Raw genomic sequence first — 23,345 nt, 5'->3', positions numbered from 1 at the left:
GACCAGCCAAACTAAAAGAGTCTTTGCAGTCCGCCGATTTACAACTTTCGTATCAATATCAACACTAATCCTTTTGGCTACTAACAGTGGATGGGGACAGGAACGAATATTACAAAAGAATTTGTGCAATGAACCAAGTGGTCGAGTTTATAGCACGGGTGATCGCTCCCTGAGATCGGGAAAATATTTGTGTCTGGGAGAGCGGATCAATCCTCAAAACGGAAGTGTAGTCAAAGTTCTTTGCTTCTCAAATCGAAAATTTCTGTATTTGAAGCAGAGTACTATTTTTAATACAAAAATATGTGCGCCACCACCTAACGAAGCTGTACAGTGTTCAGTATTAAATATAGTCCATTGTCCACATGACTATAAAGGGCCAGATAATGAAAAAAATTTGCCGATTGTAACTAGTCCTTACGGCAGTTCAATTATAAATAATAGACCAGAAATCTCTTGGCGCTCAGTAGTAGACGCTGATAGCTATACGGTAGTAGTAAAAGGCAATGGTGTCGAGTGGGAGAAAGATGTAAAAGACATTACAACCCTACCATATCCTCAAGAGCAAAAAGAATTACAGTATGGGAATACGTATACAATCACTATAATTAGTAACCGTGGCGATCAACCTCTGAATTATAGTCCCTTAGTAGTCCATCTTTTACCTTTTGACGATGTTCAGCAAATTACAGGTGAAGTCAAAGAAATCAAAAACCTGGGATTGCCACCTGATGAAGCTGCTTTCTGGGATATGGATGCTATATATATGTCAAAGCTTCTTTTAGATGAATCAATTAAGACGTTAAAAGCACGAGTCATGGCAGGTAGTAAAAATCCAAGTATCTACAGACTACTAGGCGATCGTTATTTAGGAGCCTTGTTAATAGATGAAGCGGAACAGAACTACACGATAGCAGCTAAATTAGCAAATAATAGTGGTAAAACATCTGAATTAGAAAAGGTACAAGCAGGGTTGAAATTGGTAAAATGGTTGAAAAGTAGTTAACTTACTCATGAAATTACAGCCAGCCGCCAATAAGTAAAAATGCTGCCCAATGGAAAGGGTGTTGGTATTGAGGGTTTGATATCATTTGTAATTGTGCAAGACGTAGTGCTTCGGCTTTGGTTAAACCATCTTTCAATCCTTGATAAAATATTTTCAGAAGTAAAGCACTGGAATTAGCATCTACTTGCCAGAGAGTAGCTATGGTACTTCTGGCTCCGGCTTGTGCTGCCACTCCAGCAATTCCTAATGCGGATCTTTTATTACCCTTTGCTGTTTGGCAAGCACTTAAAACTAATAACTCAATTCCTTCTTGATTAGACTGGGTTTTTTCTTTGAGCAAAGCATTAAATTCGGAAACAGTAATTGGTTTATCCCAAGCGAGAATCATTGTTCTGTCAGCAACAGAACTAAATTGAGCGTGAGTGGTTAGATGAACTATTGAAAAATCATCTGTACTCAATTCTTTATCTAGCGTTGGACTAAGAAATTCTTCATTTAACAATACTTTTGAAGAAGGAATTTCTTTTTTGACATTTGCTATTTCTACTTCCACCCCTGGCAATGCTTTGAGCCCTTTGGGAGCATTTGGAGCGTAAAAACTAGGACTTACCTTACTGAGTCCAGCAATGAAAGCCCTTAATTGCTTGGGAGGTAAAATCTTAGGTGGTTGCAATCTCGATCCCAAAGTTCCTGTAATACCGTAGCGTTCGATCAGATAATTTTTACCATCATGAAGCAAGCCCATCGGTAAACTTTGAAAAGATGCATCTAAAGTAAATACTAGCATTCCTGATGCTGGTAAATATTTGATAGGTGCAATAATTAATCTATAAAGGGCTTGACAATGAGCAATAATAACATTTTCACTAGTGTAAGCAAGATTTTTGTCTTGTAAAGTGTTTACAAGATTGTTAATATGTTCTTTAATTAGTTGAGGATCAATAGAGTGATGATGAAGAGGTTGTTTAGGAGATTGAGAGATAACTTCTATGCTATCCAATAAGTCAATTACATGAATAATTGTTGGTTTAATATCTAAATCTTGAATTTGATTCAAAGAAATAAGATTAAGCTTGCCACACTGAAGATAATTTTCTAGCTCTGTTATTTTAAATTCTTCATGCAGTTGTATTACTTTTCGTATATTAGTAGAAGAATTTTCTAGTAGCAATTTTAGGTAGTTCCGGTAAACTGGTTCTACTTTTTCATAGAAAAAGAATTGTGTATCGGGATTGCTAGTTAAAAGATTAGTACGAACTTGCGTTAGGTTATCAATAGCTGCTTGGTACATCTTGGAAGCAGCTTCATGCTTTCCCTGTTTTCGATATAAATCACCCAACTGTTGCTGCCATTGGTATGCGACATCCCATGCCCGAATTGATTGAGCAAACCCTAAAGCTTGCCTAAAGTATGCTTCTGATTTATCTGGTTTTAATTTGCCTAGTATTCCCCAACAGAAGGATTGCAGAAGTTGATTGTTGATACTTTGGGCAGTTTGTAAGGCAGATTCAGCATACTGTATAGCTACAGGTTGTAAACTTTTATTATAAGTTTTATTTAGACTATCAGAGAAGTTAAGCTTGGCATAGACAGATTGATTCATAGGCAATTCCTCGAAAGAGGAAGAGTTTTTCATGATTGAATCTATTAAAGGTTGAATTTTTTGATTAATATTAATTTTAGTATTTGTAAACCTCTGACTTGTCTGTGACTGTGTTAATAGCCATCCATCAAAATCTAACAATAATCTCAAATTTTGGAGTTGAGCCTGCACTTTTACAATAGTAGAAGCATTTGCCAGATTGTTTATTTGTTGGTAATACTCAAGTGACAAGAGTGCATTTTGCTGAACCTTCGCAACAGCTTCTTTTTTATAAACTAGTTCTTCTATCCATTTTGATTGTGAGCGTGAACGCTCATACATTGACTGTTTAGTATTTCCCAAAGATAATAAAATTAAACTAATATCTTGATTTGGCGTTATCTGTTTGACGAATAATAACGTTTTTTTTAAAACTACTTCTGATTCATCTAAGCTACCGAGTAAACGTAAAATATCTCCCAAGTTTTGTAATGCTAACAAATTAACTGGAGTAGGTTTTATTCGATTAATTGCTGTATTGAGAGACTCTTTGCTTTTTTTATTAAAAGAAGAAAAAATTGGATAATAATTCAATTTATCTATTTTTAAAGCTTCTAAAAGAATGTCACATGCATTAAGGTATAAGCCTAATCCTTGTAAAGCAAGATTCTGATTAATTAAATTCCCAACAACACCTTCTTCATAATCGAGTTGACCATATATTTTAGTAGCCTCTTTCCAAGCCTCCAGCGCCTCCAAATATTTACCTTGATTTAATAGCTCATGCCCCTTTTCAGTCCAAAATTCTGCCTGCTGAGTGATTTTGCTGACATTTTGAGCCATGAGCTGAGATGGTTTGCCGGCTGCCACAAGGAAACCTGCAACACTGCAAAATAAATATCTACGTCTAGTAATTTTCACTTATTGCTCTGGTTTATGGAAATAATTTTGATGTAGAATTTGTAGCAAAGCAAGGACTTTTAAGTAACTGTGAAGCAACAGCAGTAACCTGATTGCTAGATGCTAATAAATTGACTTCTCCTGATGGTTCTATCAACACCGATTGTGCTTCTACAATTGGTTGGTTTTCATTATTTGGTAAGCTTTGTTTGCCTAAATTGTTATAATTTGAGACTATAGCTATAGCAGCAGAATTAGCGTGCCATCCACTACTGTTAAATACTTGACTTTGATAAGTACGTGGGGCACTACCAGTTCCGATAATTACAAACTTACTAGCTGTGTTGCTGGAATTTCCTTGGCAAGCTGAAGTAATTTCAGGAGGTAATTGAATTGTTTCTGCTAATATTTTAGGAGGGATAAGATTATTATTTAAAATGTTAAATTGAACATTGCCATTAATTCCTAATTCGGAACTAGCTGTAAAATTACTGTCACGAGAGGCAAAAAATCCTTGAGTATTAATTTGAATGTTACCACCACGCCCCTTATAAGCATTAGCTGTGATCCGGCTGTTTGCCAAAACATTTATAATATCTGCATTGATAGTAATGTTGCCTCCATTACCGTCGCCACCTGCGGTTGCAGAAATAAAGGTGTTGTCAGATAGATTAAAAACTTTAGTTTGCAAATTGATGTTACCACCTTGACCACTTTTAGTTGAAGCAGTTATCCCTGATTTATTATCTAAGTTAATAGAATTTGCAATAATTCTTACTATCCCAGCATTTTTTGTACTATCATTCCTAACTTCAACTTGAGCATTATTTTCTAAACTTAAGTTTCCTGTTTTGATAAAAATGTTTCCAGATAAAGCATCAGATGGTTGCTTGAGATTGTATATGTAACTTGCAAAAGGGTCGCTAGTACCTACAGCAGAGGTTATTCTACTAGGATTCAAAGAAGGATTAACTGAACTTGAACCATTAATATTAACAGATTCAAGGGCATTAATATTTACAGTACCAGAATTACCAGTTTTAAGTCCTGATGCTGCAATTACACCTCCGTTTTCAACAATCAATCGTCTTGTATTAATACTTAGATCACCAGCATCGCCAGCAGAAACGGACAGAGAGGTTATATTGCTTGCCGAAAAAGTAGGAATAGGTGGTGTTCCGTAAGCTAGCAACACGAAGTTAGGATGCCCACCTGAAATTTTTAAAAGCTCAGAAGCATTTACAGTTACTTTACCTCCTCTGCCATCGCCAAAAGTCAAAGATTCTAAGCTTCCTCCATCTTCAATTAATAATTCTTTGGTTGACAATTTTACATCACCTGCGTTACCTGAACCGTAAGTTACAGTCCCCAAAACAGAAGCAACTCCAGAACTTTCATTAACTGCCACACTACGAATTACTATTTTTTCTGAAGCATCTATAGTTAAATTTCCACTATTACCATTACCAAAACTTAGAGGAGTAATTATTTCTGATTCTTGAGCAATCATTTTTGATGCTGAAATGATAATATCTCCTCCTCTGCCAGAATTAGTTGAAGTAATAATACCTCGATTAATTCTTGTAGCGCTGAGAAAAGCTTGCATATTAAAAGATGTTATCCCTGTTAAATCTAAAGTATCAGTTGCCGTTATACGTATAGCTCCCGAATTAAAAACTCCTTGATTTGCAATCAAAGCTAATGAGCCATCTGTAAAATTTATATTTTTACCTTGTACAGAAATGTATCCTGGCATAAAACCACTAGCGTCCAACAAAGATTGCTTAATAAAACTAATGTTTTTAAAGCTATTTATTTCTTTATAATCTAAAATTAAGCCTGAATTATTAAAAATGAAATTAACTATACCAGCGTCAACAGCACCTATCTCAACTTGTCCAGAAGGAGCAGTTACTAGCCCACCATCAAATAAAACATCACCTCCTACTAGAGCTAAAGTTTTACTAGGTTGTGAACGCAGACCATTTTGACTTTCTCCTGCTCCTAATAAGGTAATTGAAGCAGCTACCTGATTCCCATATATAACCTGGCTGTGTCCACTACCTTGCACATTAATTGATCCTGATGAATTACCACCATACTCTAACCCTATAGGAACATTCACGCTTAATAGTGGAGTGTTCTCAGGAGTTTTAGCGCTAAATTGAATGTTATTAGGAAAATTGATGCTGTTGGCAGTACTTGCTATGAAAGAACCACCAATAATTAGATGTGCATTGTTACCAAATAAAATACCATTAGGATTAAGAAAGAATAAATTTGCACTACCATTAGCCTTAATTAATCCATCAATTTTCGAGGTTGAATCACCTGTTACACGAGTAATAATGTTTTTAATATTTATAGGATTATTGAAAAAAGCAGTGTTTCCAGTAAGAACAGAAAACTGTTCAAAACTGTGGTATAAATTGCTTCCTGCCTGACTTCCCCCTTCGATTATATTGTTCGTTCCTTCAGGGGTAACAAGCGAAGGAACAGGTAATGTTTTGTCTGGAATTATTTGGGCGAAAACACAAGAAATAGGTAAATAAAAAGGATTAGATATCAAAATAGATACCATTAAGGCGCGGATAGAAAAAATATTCATAATCAAGTTTAAAGTCTATTAAACACAATGATGAAAAGCTAGCATATAAAGCTACTAATTATATGATAATATTTATTTTAGTAATTAAAAATATAAATTTATGTATCTACCTGATGGACCAAAAACCTCACCTTTATTACAGAGTATTCAGTTTTTACTTCGCCCATTAGAAACTTTAGATGCTTGGTCTGAGGACTACGGTAGTGTTTTTAGACTTAGAGGGAACGAGTTTCCTGCTCTTATTTACTTTAGCAGTCCAGAAGCCATTCAAAAAATTTTTACATCCTCTCCAGAGGATCTTAGTTCTATTCAAAATAGTGATTTTGTGAAACTATTATTAGGAGAAAATTCTATTATTTTTCTTGACAGTGAACGCCATCGACATCAAAGACGAATGTTGTTGCCTCCTTTTCACACAGAACGAATGCGCCTGTATAGTCAGGTTATTTGTGAAATTACTGAAGAAGTAATAAGCCAGTTAGCTACCGGAAAGTTTTTTGTAGTTCACTCAGTCATGAAGGAAATTTCTTTGCGTGTCATCCTTAATGTTGTGTTTGGATTGCAAACAGGTAAATATTACAATAAACTGCGACAGATGCTTAACTCGCTGTTTGAAATTTTTGATAATCCTTTGAGTTCTATCTTTATGCTATTGTTCTCTAGATTTCAAAACGATTGGGGAATCTGGAGTCCACAGGCAAATTTAATGCATCAAATAGAGCAGTTAGATCAAGTGATGTATACTCTGATTGCTGAACGGACAAGACAAACTAATTCTCCCTCTAAAGACATTCTGAGTATGCTTATGGAGGCACAGGACGAGTTTGGTAAATCAATGACAGATATTGAGCTTCGTGATTCTTTATTAACATTAATATTCGCTGGATACGAAACTACTGCATCTGCTATTTCTTGGGCATTATACTGGAGTCACTACTTGCCAGAGGTTCAAAAAAGCCTTTTATCTGAACTTAACTGTTTCACCTTTACTAAAGATAAGAGCGAAATTTCTCGGCTACCTTATCTCAGCGCAGTTTGCTCTGAAACATTGCGTCTTTATCCAATTGCCTTAAATGCCTTTACACGGGTTGTACAAAAGCCTATGGAGATTGAAGGTTATCAGCTTGAACCTCAAACAATTGTGAATGTTTCAATTTACTTGGCTCATCAAAGAAAAGAAGTATATCCAGAACCCAAACGTTTTAATCCCGAACGCTTTTTGGAGCGTCAATTTTCTCCTTACGAATACTTGCCTTTTGGTGGCGGCAATCGCCGATGTGTTGGCGCAGCTTTAGCGCAGCTTGAGATTAAACTTGTATTGGCAACTATACTGTCACGTTTGAAATTAAGATTAATTACGACCTGTCCTATTAAGCCTATTCGACGTGGAATTCTTATGGTACCTCCTAGTAATTTTGAAATGGTAGTAACTGGAGTGCGCTAATAGAATATAAATTTATTTCTTTATGAATATTTCTATTTATGCATTCAACTAAATCAAGATGTAACCTTTTAAGGTTTTTAAAATAGCTATGAAGGTTACTGTTGTGTTTTATTCCAGATGGAGAAGTAAATCAATAGGTTTAATTAAAAATCGTGACTTTAGCCAAGATTAATTCTAGATAACTTAAGGTATGTGGGCAGATTAAGCTTAAAAATTATTGTATTGCAAATAAAAATACAGTCCATTTTCCTGCCATGTTTGATTTGGCTGGTCAACAGATACAACAGGAATGCCGTAGTCAAGACGAGCGCTAAAGTTAGCATTCTGCGACCATCGCAATCCCAGTCCAATGGAAGCAAGAATATTAGGGCTGTTGGTGTTAGCAATTGTGCTTCCTGAATTATTCCAGACTACACCAAAATCACTAAATGGAATAAGTTGCAATATTCCATTTATCTTAGATATGCGAAGTATAGGAACTTGTACCTCAGCCGAAGCAAAAATACCATTATCAGCCAGCAGTAAATCTTGACGATAGCCACGTACACTTTCAATTCCGCCCAGACTAAACTGTTCTAGAGGTAAAAGGGATCTAGTCGCTAATTGAGTATTGAAACCAAATAATAGTAAGGTGTCAGGAGCTAGTAATTGTAACCACTGAGCTTGCCCTTGCCAAGAAAAAAAACGACTATCAGGAGCATCTTGATTAACTGTGGCATTAAATACATCTAGCCCCAAGTTAAATTGTGATCGCACTGCAAAGACTTGAGTACTGCCACGAGTAATCCATTCTTGAAAAAATCGTAATGCGGATACTCTGGTCTTTCCTTGGTCGTTAGATCCTAATTGAGGAAAAGGAATTTCTTCTCCTAGTGGAGCATAATTGGCTTCGCTTTCTCGTCGAGAGGCAGTTAAACCCAAAGTCAATTCTTCAGTAGGGGATTGAAACATTGGTTGGCGGAATGTTAGTTCATAATATCGGGAAGCAGATTTGATATTTAAGGTATCGAAAGGATGTTCGATAACACCGCTGTTGCCAGTTCCATAGTTAAAAGAGAGGGTTCCGTTTTTGGAATTGAGGGGCAGTGTGTAACTGCCATAAAAAAAGTTGCTAGCATCAGTATTGCTGTAACCGAGGCTTAAATTATCTCCCAGTCCCACTAAGTTAGCTTCATTTACTTGTATTCGGCGTTGGAAACTTCCAATGCTAGGGGATCGTGTATTGTCAAGAATCATTTGGGCATTAAAAGTTCTCGCCTCAACAACTTCTACAACTAGCTTAATCTGCCCAGGAATATTCCCCGGTTGTAAATTAGCAGATAAGTATTGAATCAAAGGATTGAGTTTTAGCAGCTGCAATGACTTTAGCAAACGCTTTTGATTGAGAGGCCCGTTATTTCCTGCTGCTATACGACTACGTATATAACTCTTGTTTAAGCGTCGTGTACCTTCGATTTCAATATCCCTGAGCTTAGTTTCAACTATTTGAATTTTAACGATACCAGACCAGATTTTTTGAGGTGGAATATAGGCACCACATGAAATGTAGTCTTTGTCAATATATAGGTCAGTAATTTTCTGTCGTGCCTGATACAAATCATCGAGTGTAATCGGGCGATTGATGAATTCTTTAAGAACTTTATCTAACTCTTGTTGACTAAAAACTGTGCCACCAAGAACTTCAAATCGTTTCACAGTGAAAGTTTCTTTAGTTGTGTCAGGAAACTGTTCTTCAAGATTAGGACTTAAGTTAGAGGGTGGAAGTATTTGTTGAGGTAGAGGCGATTGCTGTGGTTGTGGCGTTGGCAGAGGAGCAGACGAAGGTGGTTGGATATCTCTAGGGATAACTTGAGGGATTATAGGAGGGCGTGCTGGAACCTCTGCTTTTAATGGTTTGTAAACTATACTATTAAGCAATATAAACAGTCCCAGAGCAGAAATTTTTCTAGGTAAGTTAGCGGTCATTAATTTGGAACATCAATCGGGAACTTATCAAAATAGGATACACTCGTTAGTTGCTAGAATTTAGCATAAAAAATTATTATTTGTGTGGTTGTTTCAAGTAGTTGTTAAAACACTAGACGAAGAATGATTCTCATGCCAAGCTATGGAGCTTTGTTTGCTTTAGTGGTGTACTTTTTATTTCTTAGCAAGCTGAAAATTGATTCTTTCTTTCAGAAAAAGTAGTATTTTATACTATTACTTCTTCAAAACAAAAAATCAAGGTTTTTGACTATTTCGCAGTGAGAGAATGAATAATTACATATAAACTCTCATGAGAGAAAAGCTTTTTTCCAGTGAAGATCGCGATTATAATATTGAACTTAAGGTGTAGGGCATCAGTGAAAGAAAAGATAAGAAAAAGTACATTTGGTCAATCAGCTAAAATACTCAAGATATTTTAACAATAATGATAATTGTGGCTGGGTGGGGGAAAGAGGCGAGTGTCAGACTTAGGCGTGGTTAAATATCTCCGAAAGCCAGCCACTAAGTTGGATTTATTACCTTGGACTGCAAAGGGGCCATTTGTGCAATCTAAGCTCTCACAAATGGCCCCTTTGAGAGCATTTTTGTGCTTTGCAAGGGTGCGATGGCGTAACCGCCCGCCGGATAATGTTGGCGAAAGTGTTACAAACGCACGGACAAACAAAAGTGTTACAACTCAAAGCCGCAACTACAGATTGAAGGTTTGAGCTTACGTAATACTTAATAAGACAATAATGTATTACATTCGCCAACAGTATCCCGCCGTAGGCGATCGCAGCCTGTACTATTCTGTAGATAGAACATTTGAGCCTTGCCTTGAATTATGGGCTATCGTATACAACGTATATAGATATGGAAACAGCAGATGTAATTGTGATTGGAAGTGGCCAGGGCGGAATTCCACTTGCAGCTGACTTTGCATCATCAGGTCGAAACGTCGTTCTATTTGAGCGCGATGCATTGGGAGGCAGTTGCATAAACTATGGTTGTACACCTTCTAAAGCCTTTCTAGCCTCTGCCCATGCCGCAGGTCGCGCTCGACAAGCGACAAAATTAGGCATACACGCGCAGGTCGAGGTCGATTTTTCTGCGGTGATGGAGCGTGTGCGTAGTATTCGCAGCCAGTTTAACCAGGGTACCAAGCGGCGACTAGAGAGTGCAGGGGTTCGAGTCATCTGCGCTGAAGCTGCTTTCACCGGAGAGCGAACTGTGAGTGGAGGAGGTGTGACTGTGCAGGCTCCAATCATTGTTATCAACACAGGGACATCCTCTACTATTCCTGACATTCCTGGTTTAGCTGGAACGCCTTATCTGACCAACCGAAATTTCTTTGATTTGCAGCAGATTCCGCCCCGGTTGCTCGTGGTCGGCGGTGGTTATATTGCCCTGGAGTTAGGGCAGGGAATGGCACGTTTAGGGAGCCAAACCGAATTGATTGTGCGGGGCGATCGCTTGCTGGCTCAAGAAGAATCCGATGTCAGTGCTGTGCTTGCTGATGCTTTTGAGCAAGACGGAATTGGACTGCATTTCAATGTGACTGTTCAGCAGGTTGCTTATACCAATCGTGTGTTTACCCTAACGCTGAACAATGGTGAAGTACTAGATGGGGAAGCATTGCTGATTGCGACTGGGCGCAAACCGAATACTCAGGCATTAAATTCTGCGGTGACAAGCGTTGAATTAGATGCACAGGGTTTTATTAAAATCGACGAGCAATTTCAGACGACTTGCGCTGGGATTTATGCGATCGGAGACGCTGCCAAGCAGCCTGCTTTTACCCATGTTTCTTGGGAAGACTATCGTCGCTTGAAAGCCATTCTGTGTGGCGAACACCGGACACGCAACGATCGGGTGTTAGGCTATGCCGTCTACACAGAGCCACAAGTGGGTCGAGTGGGTATGACGTTAGAGCAGGCTCACAAACAGGGCATTACTGCCCGTGAAGTCACCCTGCCAATGGCTCATATTGCCCGTAGCATTGAGTGGGGGCACGATTTGGGTTTCTACCGCATGGTCATCGACACCGAGACGAATTTGATTTTAGGAGCAACGCTGGTTGGTTACGAAACGGCTGAACTGGTGCATGTCTTTTTGTCACTTATGGAAGCGAAAGCAACGTGGCAGGTACTTGAACAATCGGTTCACATTCACCCAACTTACGGTGAGGCATTGCCCAGTCTTGCAAGGCTACTCGTTGGAGATGATATGCCAACCTGTCCCAATATGTAACAAAGGAGCAACCAATAACTACTAACTTGAAGATGGGCGAACGCTTCAAGATATCTGCAAGGGGTCGTATATTGATCAGTGCAAAGACTCTCAGTGTCAAGATAACCCAGGCGAAATTCTAACAACGACTCTTGTACTCCAAATAAAGTCATACATTTTGCAATACTCACGGTCAAATAATCAAGCATTAGCCGTTGTTTTACCCGTGTGTTGAAGAGGGTATTTCTAGAATAAGCTGAAATTTAATTCAGTTGTCAGAATTGAATTCAGGCTTTTGACAACTGAAGTTTTTCTTATTAACTGTGGTATTCGGCTGATTTTCGTTAAAGTATTCTTTCATCAGTGCAAAATATAAAAAGCAATGAAAAACCCCAACCTGTTTAAAGGATGGGGGCATAAATAAAAACTCTATATTTCCATGATGACACAACTCAATATTGCTACGAGCCAATTGGTACTGGAGGTGGAATAATGAACAAACCACTATCCAGACGCAAGAGAGTTATCCCTGGGGCATCTGAGGAACCAAAGCTAGCAACCGACTCTGCTGCCGAAAATACTTCTGAGCAAGATAACCCAGCCTCAGCAACGATTACGGTGACGGCTGTTGAAGTAACAGAGTTGACCCAGGAAGAACAAAGCTTACGCCTGCATTTAGAACACCGTGTGGAGAGAGCATTTTTAGAGGCAGGTCAGGCGCTGATGGAGTTGAGAGACAGACGGCTATACCGTTCCACGCACCAGACTTTTGAAGAATACTGCCGCGATCGCTTTAATTATAGTCGTGACGCAGCTTACTTGAAGATTTCAGCTACTGTGGTTTATGAAAATCTTCAAAAGTTTTTGCCGACCATTGGTCGGCAAATTCCAATGCCGACCAACGAACGACAACTGCGCTTTTTGGCGAAAGCCGAGTTGGAACCGGCTGTGCAAGCGGATGTCTGGCAGCAGGCAGTAGAGCAAGCTGGTAATAAGATTCCATCCGGTCGCATAGTGAAAGACGTGGTGGACAGGATACGCGAAAGTCCGAAAGTACCCAATCCTTATCATATTGGGGAAATATGCCTTCTGTTGCCGAAGGATAACCCGGAATTGAGAGGTAAAGCAGGTTATTGGGGCGTGGTAACTCATGTTGGGCAATACAGTTGTACAGTCCAGACCTGGGACGGTGACTATACCGTAAAAATCGAACACCTGAAATCACTGGAATTGCTTGATGAAGATTGCCAATTCATGCAGCAGCTATGTGTGAGGTTACAGCAATTGCATCAAGTGGCCAGCCGTGACTCTTCTGTGGATTGGCTGTTGCAGGGGTTGGGTAAGCAAGCCAAACCTTATCTGTCATCCTTACAGGCAAAGCTGCTGGCGACTGTGGAACGGGAGTACAAAATCGAGTGGAGGCAACAGAAATGATGGTGCAGCGAGGAAACAATAGTGATAGAATCTACGGTTAATAGCAAAGAGTGATATCTTGTGCCGTTTTCACGAGCTAAAAAGGTTTTTTTAGACCAAATTATGGTTAGCGAATTGGTAAATCTCAAACAAGAACTGATTTCTATTTCAGAAGCTAGTGACATTGGGTTTAACTATACTCCAACAGCCGCATTGCAAATCGAGACATTAGCGCGATCGCTTGAGTTGGTAAATCCTACTACTGAACCAACAAACCATCTTGAGTTGGTTCAAGGGCGCTGGCGGCTCTTGTACAGTACATTTGGCTTAGAACAAGAAACTACTCTACAACGTGTTTCTTTTGGTAAACTCCCGAATGTGGCTATCAGCGTTACTGGTATCTTTCAAGAAGTTTATACAGATGGTCAGCAATACAATAACCTAATTGAATTTACTCTATTGTCTGGTATTTTAGGTATTACTATAGTTGAAGGGCGTTACACAGTAGAAGATTCTAAACGTCTCAATATTGATTTTGTAGAAACATCCGTTAAAAGTGTAAGCAATGATTTGACCGACTCTAGTTTTCGTAAGGCTTTAGGAGTCGATAATCAGTTGCCTTTGGAATCAACACTCTCCTTTAATGGCTGGACAGATATTACCTATTTAGACGAAAATTTCCGCCTCATGCGTGGGAATCAAAAAAATTTGTATGTGTTGCTACGATCCGAGTAAAAAGATCAGAGTCTCCTTACTTGTAAATAAAGCTAAAACTATTACCTAGACTGTATTTGTCTCACTAAATCATTAAAAGGTTGCCAATTATCTTCTTGGGCGATCGCTTCCCAAATAGATTCTATATGGCGAATGAATTGTCATTGATCGAAGGAAGGAGAGTTTTTCACCCAGACATTATGGTTGTGATAAAAATCTCCACGTTGCTCCAAGGTAAAACCACCCAGCAACAATCCTAACCATACTTCTACCATCGGCATTTGCAACACACGTTGCAGTTTAACTAAAGAAATCTCATCTTTGACATTTATCAGATGGTTAGCGATCGCTCTCTGCCATTTTTGGACATCCTCATCTGATGCCAAATTGCGGACATCTTCTAAAGTTGTCACCTCATCAAGCATTGCCAAAACATTCGCTTTCTCAACAGGTGCTGCTACAGAATCACCCGATTCAGTAGGAGATGAAAATTGGTGTGGGCCATGTGGTTTAAAGGTTTGTGGTGTTTGCGGTTCAATCAAATCATCTAAATCTAGGTGCATTGTTGTCCGCACTAGACCAGCAAAGAGATCGGTGCTAACAACTGGCCCTAAAAGACTATTGCGATCACGGGTATCTTGCAACAGCACTTCCGCACGAGACTTAAGAATATCTGCAATTTGACTGAAGGCAAGCGCTGCGGTTGATAACTGTGCCTCCAAGGGTAAACTTTCTAGCTCGGCATCCAAACAATCCCACATAGCATCAAGGGAAGAAGTTGGTGGAGACTCGGACAACTCATCAAGCACATCCCAAATTGTTAATTGACGATATGTGGTCATCTCTAAGATTGTGGATGCAAGGGGCAAGGCCGCACTGGGCAGTAACTTGAGGTAATTTCAAACATATCCTTATATTGATAGAGCGAAACACCATATTGTTTCGCAAACGCCTGCAACACCTGATCTGTATAGGCGCGGATCTTACCAGCCGTTAACCCAAAACAGTGAATTGGTTCTAAGCGACAAATAGGCTGTTGTCCCAGCCACAGTTCTGCGCCCAAGGCGTGCAATGGTTTATCCCCTGGTTCTTTATACAAATACAGCACTGCAAAATATGTTGCTGGTGGTTCGACTGTTACTGAATCAATTTCTGCTGAATTATTCTGGGAGCGGTGGCGATAGAATGAGCGGCGATTATGACAGACTTTGGGATTCCAACACCCGTCCCCTTGTGGCCCATGCAGTAGTTTTGCTTGAGTTGTTGGTAATTTGGAGCATAGCTGACACTTGGGGTCTAACGGTTTCGGCATACCTTACTCCGCTTCTTCGCCAATCGCACGATAGTAAGCAGCGATCGCCGCTTCTTGCTCACTGCGAAGCGTATAGCGCCGAAACGCTTTCTCGCTTTGATGCCCTGTTAATTTTCGTGCATGGCTGGGGTCAACTCCCAATAGCAATAAGTCAGTAGCGTAGGTGTGACGAAAGGAGTGAGGATGTAAATCCTCAATGTGAGCTATTTCACCGATTTTTTCCACAGCGAAGTAAATGCCGTGATAACTCAAGCGTTCACCCTTGTATGAAGCATGATGTGAAATCATCAATGGACTAAGGCTGTTTAACACCTCCCCTTGCTGTTCGCGCGATCTCAAATACTCTGCTAAAACTTCCCGGCTCTCTTTTCGCAGTGGAACCAAGCGTGGTTCATTGGTTTTGGTGTCTGGTAAAAATAGCAGCTTGCCATCAAATGAGCCAACATTTAACTGCACAACTTCCCCAGCCCGGAGTCCATGACTAAGAATGTGAACGAGTGCTGTATCCCGTTGCCTTGTTTCTCCCAAGAATTCCAACGCTGACCAAACCTGTTCCATTTCTTCAGGGGTTAAACTCTGGGCTGGTGGTAGTGGCACTTTTTCCAGTTTTATCCCCAGTGTAGGATTAGTAGCAATAATTTCAGGATACGTGTAACACATCCATTTGAAAAAGCTTTTGAGTGCCGCAACTCCGGCATTTATGCTGCTTTTTGAAAGCGGTTTATCTGCATCAGTCCGCAGTTCATCACGGAGATATTCTTTATATAGTGCAAGGTGACGTGGACGCAGTTCATGATAGTGCAGCTCACTCCAAGCCAAAAATCGTTTGAGTTCTCGTTCGTAAAGCTTGCGGCTGTTTGGTGCGAGATTGTTGCTGCGTAAAAATTCCAGAACTTTTACCCACCGAATATCGGTTGGTGGTCTTGTACTAGTGGTGCGCCCAAGGAGCGATGCAGTTTCAGCGTTCAGAGGAATAAGTTTAATCGGAGGTAAATTATTTAGTTCAGGGTTATTCACAATAATTATGCGATCGCACTGGGTGGCTCTGAATTTAAAAATTCAGTATATGTCACTGTAAGGATAAGATGAGCAACTTTGAAAGCATAAGTTGAGCAATTACGTAGCCCAAAGCCTTTATACTACGTCGGAAATTATTTATCGAAAACAGGTTTTGAAACCATAACATGAGCAAAGGTTTTGTTTTGTAACCCTAACGTGAGCAAACATATTCATGCCCAGCATTAAAACTTTGGTTAGGTATAGCTGCTATGAAAACCGAAATCGAGCAACAGAGCTACTTTCTGTTTGAGTTCACTACCTCTACTTTTGTAAGCATAAGATGAGCGACCTGTTTTGAAACCATAAAGCAAGCAACTTGCTCATCTTATGCTTTCAGTGACAACAGTATACACGATCGCGGTGTGAATACAAAATAACGTAGCCTTATCTTTTATCCGACATAAACTCCGATTAACACTACTTCCCTTGATATACAATACTTTCACCAACATGCGATCGCGGAGGGTGCATGTTGGCAACGGAATAGTTTCTATTACGCTGCCGATAAATTTTGTTTGTCTTGGTATCGCCTTTGATGCCTAATCCAAGCGATAACCATTTACAGGGTGCTAACTTCCAGTTATAGTTAGCCGTAAATTATTATAGGCACAATGCAACTATAACTTTGACTTAGTGTAAAGATAGTTTACAAAAGTTGCTCAGGCGGTTGCCTTAGTCTATGGGAATAAAAAAGTTCAACAATTTCTGTTAAGTGCTTTACCCCGCTCCAAGCATCCGTCCATAAATCCCTTGAAAGAGGCTGTACGCCGCACCCACGCTACGTTATTACTAGAGCGATCGCCATCGGCTCATAGCGGTTACGCCATCGCTCTTAGGCTCTTCAAAGATTTCTGGTCTTATTTCCCGGTAACTCTATTATTATCCAGTCCTCAGTAATGGGGAGTATATTTTCCAGTGTTGTGGAGTTTATAGTTCTTGACTAATAAATTTCGTCTTCTTCATCTACCCAATCTTCATCCCAGAGAAGTTCATTGTAAACCTTAGTAGCTTGAGATATTTTTAGGTTGTGAGCTGCTGTCACACAATTTCTTGGTTGCCAACCAATGAGGGCGTATCTCCCATGTAAATGTCTGACAGCATCTTTGCAGTCATTAATTACTGGAATATCTTCAAAGATGTATTTCCGCAATTGGATTCCTAAACGAATTGCCTCCATTTCATAATTGTGAAAATAGGGTTCTTCAACATCAGGTGTAGAAATCAGCAATCCTCTCACCCAGGTATGATTTTTATAGATAGCCTTCGCTACAACTAAATTGACTTGTTTTGGTGTCCAATCGCTCCTTTGTAAAAAGTTATCTATTGCTGATTCATCATCTAAATCTATATCTATGTTAGATTCTGAAAGTATTTCCGAGATATCTGTATTTTCTAAGAACAATTCGTACCACTCTTGAAAGGTTTCGGGACTAAATAGCTTTCTCGCTTCTTCAAATGAAATTTTTTCCCATCCAGCATCTGTAACTATTTCGTTACCAGTAGGAGCAATGAACAGATTCTCTTCTTTTACCATCCAAGGGAAGGATGTATTGTGATTTTTTCTCTTTCGTTTACCCATTGAACTGCTATAGAGGATCACTCTTATTATCCTGTCTCCTATCTTACCTGATAAAGTGAGTGTCTCTAGTCCATGAAAAGCGATGCTAATAGAAAACATTACAAAAACAATTTGATTTCGAGGAAATCTAGTTAAGATAAATTAGCTGAAGTAAAAATATCTGGTTATAGTCTTTATGTTTGACTTTTATCCTTTGCGATTACCATCAAAATATTTTAATATTTTCATTACAGTACTAACTTTTGTTTTATTTTTTTGGTTCACTCCTGTCGTTGCTCAAGCATTAACTAAAGCTCCAGTTATTTTGGATGGACAACAGCTTTTTCAAATCAGCGATTCTGGTCAGTATAGCGCTCAAGAACGGACAAATTTAATCAACTCACAACTAAAAAATGTAATTTCCGCTTCTGAGTCTATTCAAGTTAAAATTGAAAAACGCAACCAGCTACCGACTATTTTATTAAATGACCGCTATCTGTTAACAGTTACACAACAAGATACTTTACCAGGTAGTACACTCGATGAGCAGGCTAACATTTGGGCGCAGCAAATTGAAGGAGCGTTAAAGGAAGCTCATTTAGAGCGAACTAAAACTTATCTTCAACAAACAACTTTTATCGCAGCAGTAATTTTACTCATAACTGTAGTATTTAGTTGGCTATTGGGATGGATTAAGCATCAATTTATCCGAGTAGCTTCACTTCGCTTAACAACTAGTAATACCATACCTAATTCGGAAACACTTAAAGTATTAGAATTATTTTTCAAATTAGTGTTGGCAAGTATGCGTATCGGACTTTGGATGAGTGCGATTCTTTATATCACTAATCTCTTTCCTTTCACTCGTCAATGGAGTTACCAAATTTCAAATATCCTGATTACCAGTTTCACCTCACCGATTCTGACGTTGGGAAAAAATCCTTATTCTCTTACTGAATTAATAATTTTGGTTGGTTTGTTGTTTGGCTTAGTTATCTTTGCTGGAACCTTAACCAATTTCTTACGTTCTCGGATTCTCTCTTTTACTGTCATCAATCGTGGCGCTCAAGAAGCAATTATAATACTTTTAAAATATGGTTTAATTTTTATTGGCACACTGGTACTGCTACAAATCTGGGGGCTTGACATTAGCTCTTTGACAATTTTAGCAAGTGCTTTAAGCGTTGGAATTGGCTTTGGTTTACAGGATATTGCTAAGAATTTTGGCAGTGGTTTAGTACTAGTATTTGAGCGTCCGATTCAGGTTGGAGATTTTGTGGAAGTTGGGGAATATACAGGTATTGTCGAGCGAATCGGTGCCCGAAGTACCGAGATTCGTACTCTTGACCACGTTTCAATCATTGTACCCAATTCTCGCTTCTTGGAAAAAGAAGTAATCAACTGGAGCCATCGCAACCCGATTTCTCGTCTTCATCTCCCCGTTGGCGTTGCCTATAGCTCAGATCCTAAAGCAGTGCAATCTGCTCTGTTAGAGGCTGCTTCTAAGCATCCCAATGTATTGCAGACTCCTTTGCCTCTAGTACTGTTTAAAGAGTTTGGCAACAACACTTTAAATTTTGAGTTATTAGTCTGGACTACGGAACCTAATAAACAATTTTTGCTCAAAAGTGATTTATACTACATTATTTACGAAGTATTAAAGCAACGAAAAATTGAAATTCCTTTTGCTCAGTTAGATTTACATCTGCGTTCTGGTAAGTTGGAATTTACGCCAGAAATGCAGTTAGCTTTAATACCGATGGTTGAAGGATTATCAAATCAGGATTCATGCATAGATTCAAACAATGCAATTGAAAGAGGTACAGAGGGTATAGATGTATGAGCCCTCTGTAATCATGGGGTCTACCCACAGAAATCATCCACGCGGATATCCCGCCAGACATCAGAAACCTGCCAGCCGGAATTACCCACAGATTGTACTGGAGGATTGTCAAGCAATGGAATATAGTCAGGAACTCTAGGCTCTGAAATCGCTACTGGTTTCTCCTCAACCTCAACCACAGGGGCAGTAGAATTGTCAGTATTAGCTTGAAGAAGTTGGTCTTCAGCCTCCTCGATTAGCTTCATCTGTCTCAGGGTAAGCTTGTCGGATTTTTTGATGATTTTCTTTGTATGTATCTCATTAGAAGTATTCATTGATTATTCCCTCGAAGGCATTGGTTTAAAATTTGTCTGAGTAAAGTTGCAAGAAGATAGGTATAAATAATTTGCACAGAATTAACACTCTACTGCAAAACTATAGAAAATACGAGTCCCTAATTGTAAGAATTTATTAATTGGACATAAATATCTTTTTCAGGCAGATGCCTAAAAGCGATCGCAGTAGGCTCATTGTCTAGAAGTCAAAATTCTTTTGGGTTTTTGACATACGTTGACGGAGAAGATTGGAGATCGAAGATTAAAGAAAAGCAGATTGAATTTGGTACAAGCCCTGTCCCTCGTGGACGGAATAAATCTAAAAGACGCTCCTACGTCGCTTTCCGCGTCGCTATCATCAATCTCGAATCCTCAAGCTGTATCCAAGAGTGGGTGCAGACAATCTCCAATCTGCTTTTCTTTAATCTCCAATGTGTTGACCTGTACCAATGCCATCGCTACGATCCAAAATACGCCTTCAGAAGAAATTATGACCGCAATCGCTGAGGTAGTGGGTCAGGAAAAAGATCGTTGCATCGGCTTTAGCGAGAGATATTTATAACCAAACCGTATTGCCTCCACAGTCTATGATTGCTCCCTTATTCGGGGATGGGAGGAATTATCTGGCAAATTATTGCAGCACCAAAGATGTTTTAAGTAAATCAATAGAATGGTTGAGCTAAGTTTCGTCAGTTTGATAGATATCTCAGAGTGCTTGATATTGTGCGATTGTAAAGAAAGGTTTTAGTCCAAAACTCGTAAAGTATTTATGACACAAATTCCCATCGTTCGCCAGATTCTATCAGAGCCGGATACCGGATTGCTATCTTATCTTAGCCAACAACTTCAAACACCGAGCTTTTCACATTTTAAAAGCCAATTTGGTTTTTATGTAGATGAGTCCTGTACACAAGTTACCTCGGTAGACGATTCTTTAGAAATACAAACAATACTTTTGCTGACTCTGAAGTTATCGATCATTGCAGATAGCCAAACTCCCTCGGATGAGGCGGCAGTACACGCTGTTGAGTTTCAAGAATTACTAGATGCACAAATTATTAGATGGAGCCAAGACAACGAAAACTTGCTTAAACCAATCTCAGAAATTAAAAGCACGTTCAGTCAGTTGTCAGATATCCCGTTCCACGGTGGCTATCTTCCAGGTTTTGAAATTAAAAGCCAGTTTACTATAGTTTACAGTCCTGTTACTACACAGTTAAGCCAATCAGAGTCGGCTCAATCTGCAAAGCATAGTCCAGGGGAACGTACTCCCATCAGTGGGCAGTACGAAGTAATCAATTCCAATGGAAAAGGCACAGGGCTAGAGGTAACATCAACTGCCGGAAATCCGTTTCCTCCAACGAGTGAATCTGACCAATCATATCGGTTAGTTGACCCCACAAAGCATAAAAACCCTAATAGATAACAATTAGCGTTGCTCAAAGGCAATCTTAAGCTAGAGGAGCTTCTGCTCACAAACTGTTAGCTGTCAGATATAGTGATTTGAGCAGCATACTCTTCTTTACTCGTATTTAAGTAAGTAAGCCTGCTCAGACCAGAATAATTTTACTCACTTGTTAGTGATCTGTATATCTTAATAATGACTGTAATTATTCAGATATACTTCACCTGACTATGAAAGATAATTTTGTGAAGCCGAGTCATCCTCTAGACATTTAATAGAGTAGTCTTCTAGTAAATGTTTACACTTAGTATTAAGTATAAATTGAAAGTAGGTAAATATTATTTAATTTTTGGCTAAAAAAGGAGTTTTTTATGATCTCGACTGTAATTTTTTTTGTTGGCTACACTGTAATATCTGCGTTTTTCATTTCTCATGTTGAGTAATCAGCTAGAAAGTATTAGAAATTCTATTTGGTTATGATAGGCTTGATAAGCGCAAATCGATTACTTATAAGGCTTTTGGGTGTAGGGTGTAGTGAGAAAAAAGCTTTTTAATGTCCGCGCTTATTTCTAGTTTTCTTGATTTTTTCAAATCTGCAACCCTACCCGCAACACCTGCCTTGGCAAAGATTTTATCTTTACAAGAGTGCCATTCGTTCATGGCATCTGTAAATGTACTAAGTTAAAGGACTTTTTGCAGAAGTGGGGTGCATATTAAAGGGGAAATTTCATCCATTTAAGATGCACCATAACATCAAGGCAAAAATTACTTTTGCAAGATGTCTAAAGTTGATACGGTAGTTTGGTCAGCATTAATGGCAAGAGACAATCGTTTTTAGTCAAGGTGAATTGCTTGAAATTGTACAGCGATTTTTTTATTTGTCGCTCCACTAACTATGTAGAGGTGAATTAATGGAAAAGAAAAGTTGGCGATCGCTATAATCAATATTTCCAGTACTTATACAGAGGCGTGAATATCCACTATTGTACAAAATAACTTTTAGTGAAAGGTAGTAAATGTAATTTTATATACTCTGTTGAGATGAATAACTCAGTAGAGTATTTTTTTGAGAGTCACTGTCCTAATGAAACATCTAACCTTAGCTACTCTTTTTTTCATTAGTAACAGTGTAGGATATGTATAAAACAGGAGTCAGGATACAGAATTTAGAATTCAGAATACTCTATCCATAAAGGAATAGAGTTTTAAGGTAAGAATATTTGAATTTTTTTGCCCACCATTCCACTCGCTTTAACTAATATTAAGACGCTCCAAGATGAGCTTGCCATCGGCGCTATCATCCACTCGTACAGAAAAATTTTGTTAGCGGATAGCTAAGGTGTCTGCCCATTCTGACCGGAGGTGTAGCGTCTCCGGCTCCGCTTCTGAGTTCTGAATTCTTCTTATAAAATTTAGAATTTATCTAATGAAATTGCTTAATTTATCCGATGCTATTGATCGTTATCCTTGGACAATTAGTCCTGATAGTACTGTAATTGAAGCTATTGGATTAATGAGTCAGAAACGAAGTATAAAAGATGATCTGACTAGCTTAAATTTTTCATTTGAATCAAAGATCAGAAGCCAGCAAGGAGCTAGCTGCATCTTAGTTATGGAGGGAACGCAGCTATTAGGGATATTCACTTATCAAGATGTAGTTAGACTTGTTACCTCTGGGATGGACTTATCCAGAGCGAAAATGGCTCAGGTGATGACGCAGCAAGTTATTACGCTCACACAATCAAATTCTCAAGATATTTTCACAGCTTTGTCATTATTGCATCAGCATCAAATTTGCCATTTGCCCATTTTGGACAATGTTGGGCAATTGCTAGGAATCGTCACTGAGACTAGCTTGCTTGAGCTGTTTTCACCGGAGGAAGAAAAATTTACTGACCAAGAGGAAGTTAACGAGGAATTTCAGAAAACCCTTGAAGAACTTCAAGTTGTGTCCGAGGAACTACGCCAACAAAATGAACAACTGACTACTGCCCGT

20 protein-coding genes are annotated in these 23,345 nt (G+C 39.0%); 11 read left to right on the top strand and 9 right to left on the bottom strand.

From position 1 onward, the window contains the following. The first annotated feature begins 73 nt into the window (after window positions 1–73). On the top strand, window positions 74–1,003 hold the full coding sequence (locus G1O98_RS20200) for a hypothetical protein (RefSeq protein ID WP_163930996.1): 930 nt from the start codon (window positions 74–76) through the stop codon (window positions 1,001–1,003). Between the two features lie 13 nt (window positions 1,004–1,016). Here G1O98_RS20200 and G1O98_RS41145 read toward each other — a convergent pair whose 3' ends face one another. Then, window positions 1,017–3,506, bottom strand: coding sequence for a CHAT domain-containing protein (locus tag G1O98_RS41145; protein ID WP_345940570.1), 2,490 nt, complete (start codon window positions 3,504–3,506; stop codon window positions 1,017–1,019). A gap of 13 nt (window positions 3,507–3,519) precedes the next feature. Then, window positions 3,520–6,093: a filamentous hemagglutinin N-terminal domain-containing protein gene (locus tag G1O98_RS20190; RefSeq protein WP_163930994.1), complete on the bottom strand. Its 2,574-nt coding sequence runs from the start codon at window positions 6,091–6,093 to the stop codon at window positions 3,520–3,522. 100 nt (window positions 6,094–6,193) lie between these two features. Between G1O98_RS20190 and G1O98_RS20185 the strand changes: the two genes are divergently transcribed. After that, on the top strand, window positions 6,194–7,537 hold the full coding sequence (locus tag G1O98_RS20185) for a cytochrome P450 (protein ID WP_163930992.1): 1,344 nt from the start codon (window positions 6,194–6,196) through the stop codon (window positions 7,535–7,537). A 207-nt stretch (window positions 7,538–7,744) separates the two neighbouring features. Here the strand turns inward: G1O98_RS20185 and G1O98_RS20180 are convergent, their stop codons facing one another. Further along, window positions 7,745–9,502, bottom strand: coding sequence for a ShlB/FhaC/HecB family hemolysin secretion/activation protein (locus G1O98_RS20180; protein WP_175586779.1), 1,758 nt, complete (start codon window positions 9,500–9,502; stop codon window positions 7,745–7,747). Window positions 9,503–9,981: 479 nt separating this feature from the next. Here G1O98_RS20180 and G1O98_RS20175 point away from each other — a divergent pair, with 479 nt between their 5' ends. The 4 genes from G1O98_RS20175 (at window position 9,982) to G1O98_RS20160 (ending at window position 13,879) form a co-directional block, all read left to right on the top strand. After that, the gene (locus tag G1O98_RS20175) at window positions 9,982–10,230 is read left to right on the top strand and encodes a hypothetical protein (protein ID WP_163930990.1); all 249 of its coding nucleotides are present in this window, start codon (window positions 9,982–9,984) and stop codon (window positions 10,228–10,230) included. Window positions 10,231–10,375: 145 nt separating this feature from the next. Next, a complete protein-coding gene (locus G1O98_RS20170; RefSeq protein WP_163930988.1) occupies window positions 10,376–11,752 on the top strand; it encodes an FAD-dependent oxidoreductase in 1,377 nt (458 codons plus the stop codon). A 471-nt stretch (window positions 11,753–12,223) separates the two neighbouring features. After that, on the top strand, window positions 12,224–13,165 hold the full coding sequence (locus G1O98_RS20165; RefSeq protein ID WP_163930986.1) for a hypothetical protein: 942 nt from the start codon (window positions 12,224–12,226) through the stop codon (window positions 13,163–13,165). Window positions 13,166–13,267: 102 nt separating this feature from the next. Continuing rightward, entirely contained in the window at window positions 13,268–13,879 is a 612-nt protein-coding gene (locus G1O98_RS20160; protein ID WP_163930984.1) for a PAP/fibrillin family protein, read from the top strand. Between the two features lie 140 nt (window positions 13,880–14,019). On the opposite strand, the gene G1O98_RS20150 is transcribed toward G1O98_RS20160, so the two are convergent. From G1O98_RS20150 to G1O98_RS20140, 3 genes are read right to left on the bottom strand one after another with little or no spacing between them, the layout of a single operon-like run. Beyond that, window positions 14,020–14,700 (bottom strand): hypothetical protein, encoded by a 681-nt coding sequence (locus G1O98_RS20150; protein ID WP_163930982.1) that lies wholly within the window; start codon window positions 14,698–14,700, stop codon window positions 14,020–14,022. 2 nt (window positions 14,701–14,702) lie between these two features. Further along, window positions 14,703–15,170 (bottom strand): hypothetical protein, encoded by a 468-nt coding sequence (locus G1O98_RS20145; RefSeq protein ID WP_163930979.1) that lies wholly within the window; start codon window positions 15,168–15,170, stop codon window positions 14,703–14,705. A gap of 3 nt (window positions 15,171–15,173) precedes the next feature. Then, window positions 15,174–16,190 (bottom strand): site-specific integrase, encoded by a 1,017-nt coding sequence (locus G1O98_RS20140; RefSeq protein WP_167306205.1) that lies wholly within the window; start codon window positions 16,188–16,190, stop codon window positions 15,174–15,176. Between the two features lie 789 nt (window positions 16,191–16,979). Between G1O98_RS20140 and G1O98_RS20135 the strand changes: the two genes are divergently transcribed. Then, window positions 16,980–17,126, top strand: a complete 147-nt coding sequence (locus G1O98_RS20135) for a hypothetical protein (protein WP_163930975.1) — start codon at window positions 16,980–16,982, stop codon at window positions 17,124–17,126. A gap of 43 nt (window positions 17,127–17,169) precedes the next feature. Here G1O98_RS20135 and G1O98_RS20130 read toward each other — a convergent pair whose 3' ends face one another. Continuing rightward, window positions 17,170–17,763: a hypothetical protein gene (locus tag G1O98_RS20130; RefSeq protein WP_243458488.1), complete on the bottom strand. Its 594-nt coding sequence runs from the start codon at window positions 17,761–17,763 to the stop codon at window positions 17,170–17,172. Window positions 17,764–17,983: 220 nt separating this feature from the next. On the opposite strand from G1O98_RS20130, the gene G1O98_RS20125 reads away from it, so the two are divergent. After that, window positions 17,984–19,630, top strand: coding sequence for a mechanosensitive ion channel domain-containing protein (locus G1O98_RS20125; protein WP_163930971.1), 1,647 nt, complete (start codon window positions 17,984–17,986; stop codon window positions 19,628–19,630). A 20-nt stretch (window positions 19,631–19,650) separates the two neighbouring features. Here G1O98_RS20125 and G1O98_RS20120 read toward each other — a convergent pair whose 3' ends face one another. Beyond that, entirely contained in the window at window positions 19,651–19,944 is a 294-nt protein-coding gene (locus G1O98_RS20120) for a hypothetical protein (protein WP_163930969.1), read from the bottom strand. A 195-nt stretch (window positions 19,945–20,139) separates the two neighbouring features. Between G1O98_RS20120 and G1O98_RS20115 the strand changes: the two genes are divergently transcribed. Both G1O98_RS20115 and G1O98_RS20110 read left to right on the top strand, forming a co-directional pair. After that, window positions 20,140–20,451, top strand: coding sequence for a hypothetical protein (locus G1O98_RS20115; protein WP_163930967.1), 312 nt, complete (start codon window positions 20,140–20,142; stop codon window positions 20,449–20,451). A 262-nt stretch (window positions 20,452–20,713) separates the two neighbouring features. Next, window positions 20,714–21,370 carry a hypothetical protein gene (locus G1O98_RS20110; RefSeq protein WP_163930960.1) on the top strand — a complete coding sequence of 219 codons (657 nt, stop codon included), beginning with the start codon at window positions 20,714–20,716 and terminating at the stop codon, window positions 21,368–21,370. Between the two features lie 486 nt (window positions 21,371–21,856). Here G1O98_RS20110 and G1O98_RS20105 read toward each other — a convergent pair whose 3' ends face one another. Next, window positions 21,857–22,009 (bottom strand): hypothetical protein, encoded by a 153-nt coding sequence (locus tag G1O98_RS20105; RefSeq protein WP_163930964.1) that lies wholly within the window; start codon window positions 22,007–22,009, stop codon window positions 21,857–21,859. Between the two features lie 766 nt (window positions 22,010–22,775). Here G1O98_RS20105 and G1O98_RS20100 point away from each other — a divergent pair. Then, the coding region (locus G1O98_RS20100) for a CBS domain-containing protein (RefSeq protein WP_163930962.1) at window positions 22,776–23,345 on the top strand (570 nt) is incomplete at its 3' end.

The organism is Nostoc sp. UIC 10630 (assembly GCF_010747425.1).
In the GTDB taxonomy this organism is placed as follows: domain Bacteria; phylum Cyanobacteriota; class Cyanobacteriia; order Cyanobacteriales; family Nostocaceae; genus Nostoc.
Note: the sequence above shows the minus strand (reverse complement) of the source record. Positions and strands in the feature narration are given on the sequence as shown.

Excerpts from the sequence above, each read along its gene's own strand:
- G1O98_RS20150 (WP_163930982.1), bottom strand. The coding sequence starts at position 14,700 with ATGACCACATATCGTCAATTAACAATTTGGGATGTGCTTGATGAGTTG.
- G1O98_RS20165 (WP_163930986.1), top strand. The coding sequence starts at position 12,224 with ATGAACAAACCACTATCCAGACGCAAGAGAGTTATCCCTGGGGCATCT.
- G1O98_RS20170 (WP_163930988.1), top strand. The coding sequence starts at position 10,376 with ATGGAAACAGCAGATGTAATTGTGATTGGAAGTGGCCAGGGCGGAATT.
- G1O98_RS20160 (WP_163930984.1), top strand. The coding sequence starts at position 13,268 with ATGGTTAGCGAATTGGTAAATCTCAAACAAGAACTGATTTCTATTTCA.
- G1O98_RS20110 (WP_163930960.1), top strand. The coding sequence starts at position 20,714 with ATGACACAAATTCCCATCGTTCGCCAGATTCTATCAGAGCCGGATACC.
- G1O98_RS20120 (WP_163930969.1), bottom strand. The coding sequence starts at position 19,944 with ATGAATACTTCTAATGAGATACATACAAAGAAAATCATCAAAAAATCC.
- G1O98_RS20180 (WP_175586779.1), bottom strand. The coding sequence starts at position 9,502 with ATGACCGCTAACTTACCTAGAAAAATTTCTGCTCTGGGACTGTTTATA.
- G1O98_RS20145 (WP_163930979.1), bottom strand. The coding sequence starts at position 15,170 with ATGCCGAAACCGTTAGACCCCAAGTGTCAGCTATGCTCCAAATTACCA.
- G1O98_RS20190 (WP_163930994.1), bottom strand. The coding sequence starts at position 6,093 with ATGAATATTTTTTCTATCCGCGCCTTAATGGTATCTATTTTGATATCT.
- G1O98_RS20185 (WP_163930992.1), top strand. The coding sequence starts at position 6,194 with ATGTATCTACCTGATGGACCAAAAACCTCACCTTTATTACAGAGTATT.
- G1O98_RS20130 (WP_243458488.1), bottom strand. The coding sequence starts at position 17,763 with ATGGTAAAAGAAGAGAATCTGTTCATTGCTCCTACTGGTAACGAAATA.
- G1O98_RS20125 (WP_163930971.1), top strand. The coding sequence starts at position 17,984 with ATGTTTGACTTTTATCCTTTGCGATTACCATCAAAATATTTTAATATT.
- G1O98_RS20105 (WP_163930964.1), bottom strand. The coding sequence starts at position 22,009 with ATGAACGAATGGCACTCTTGTAAAGATAAAATCTTTGCCAAGGCAGGT.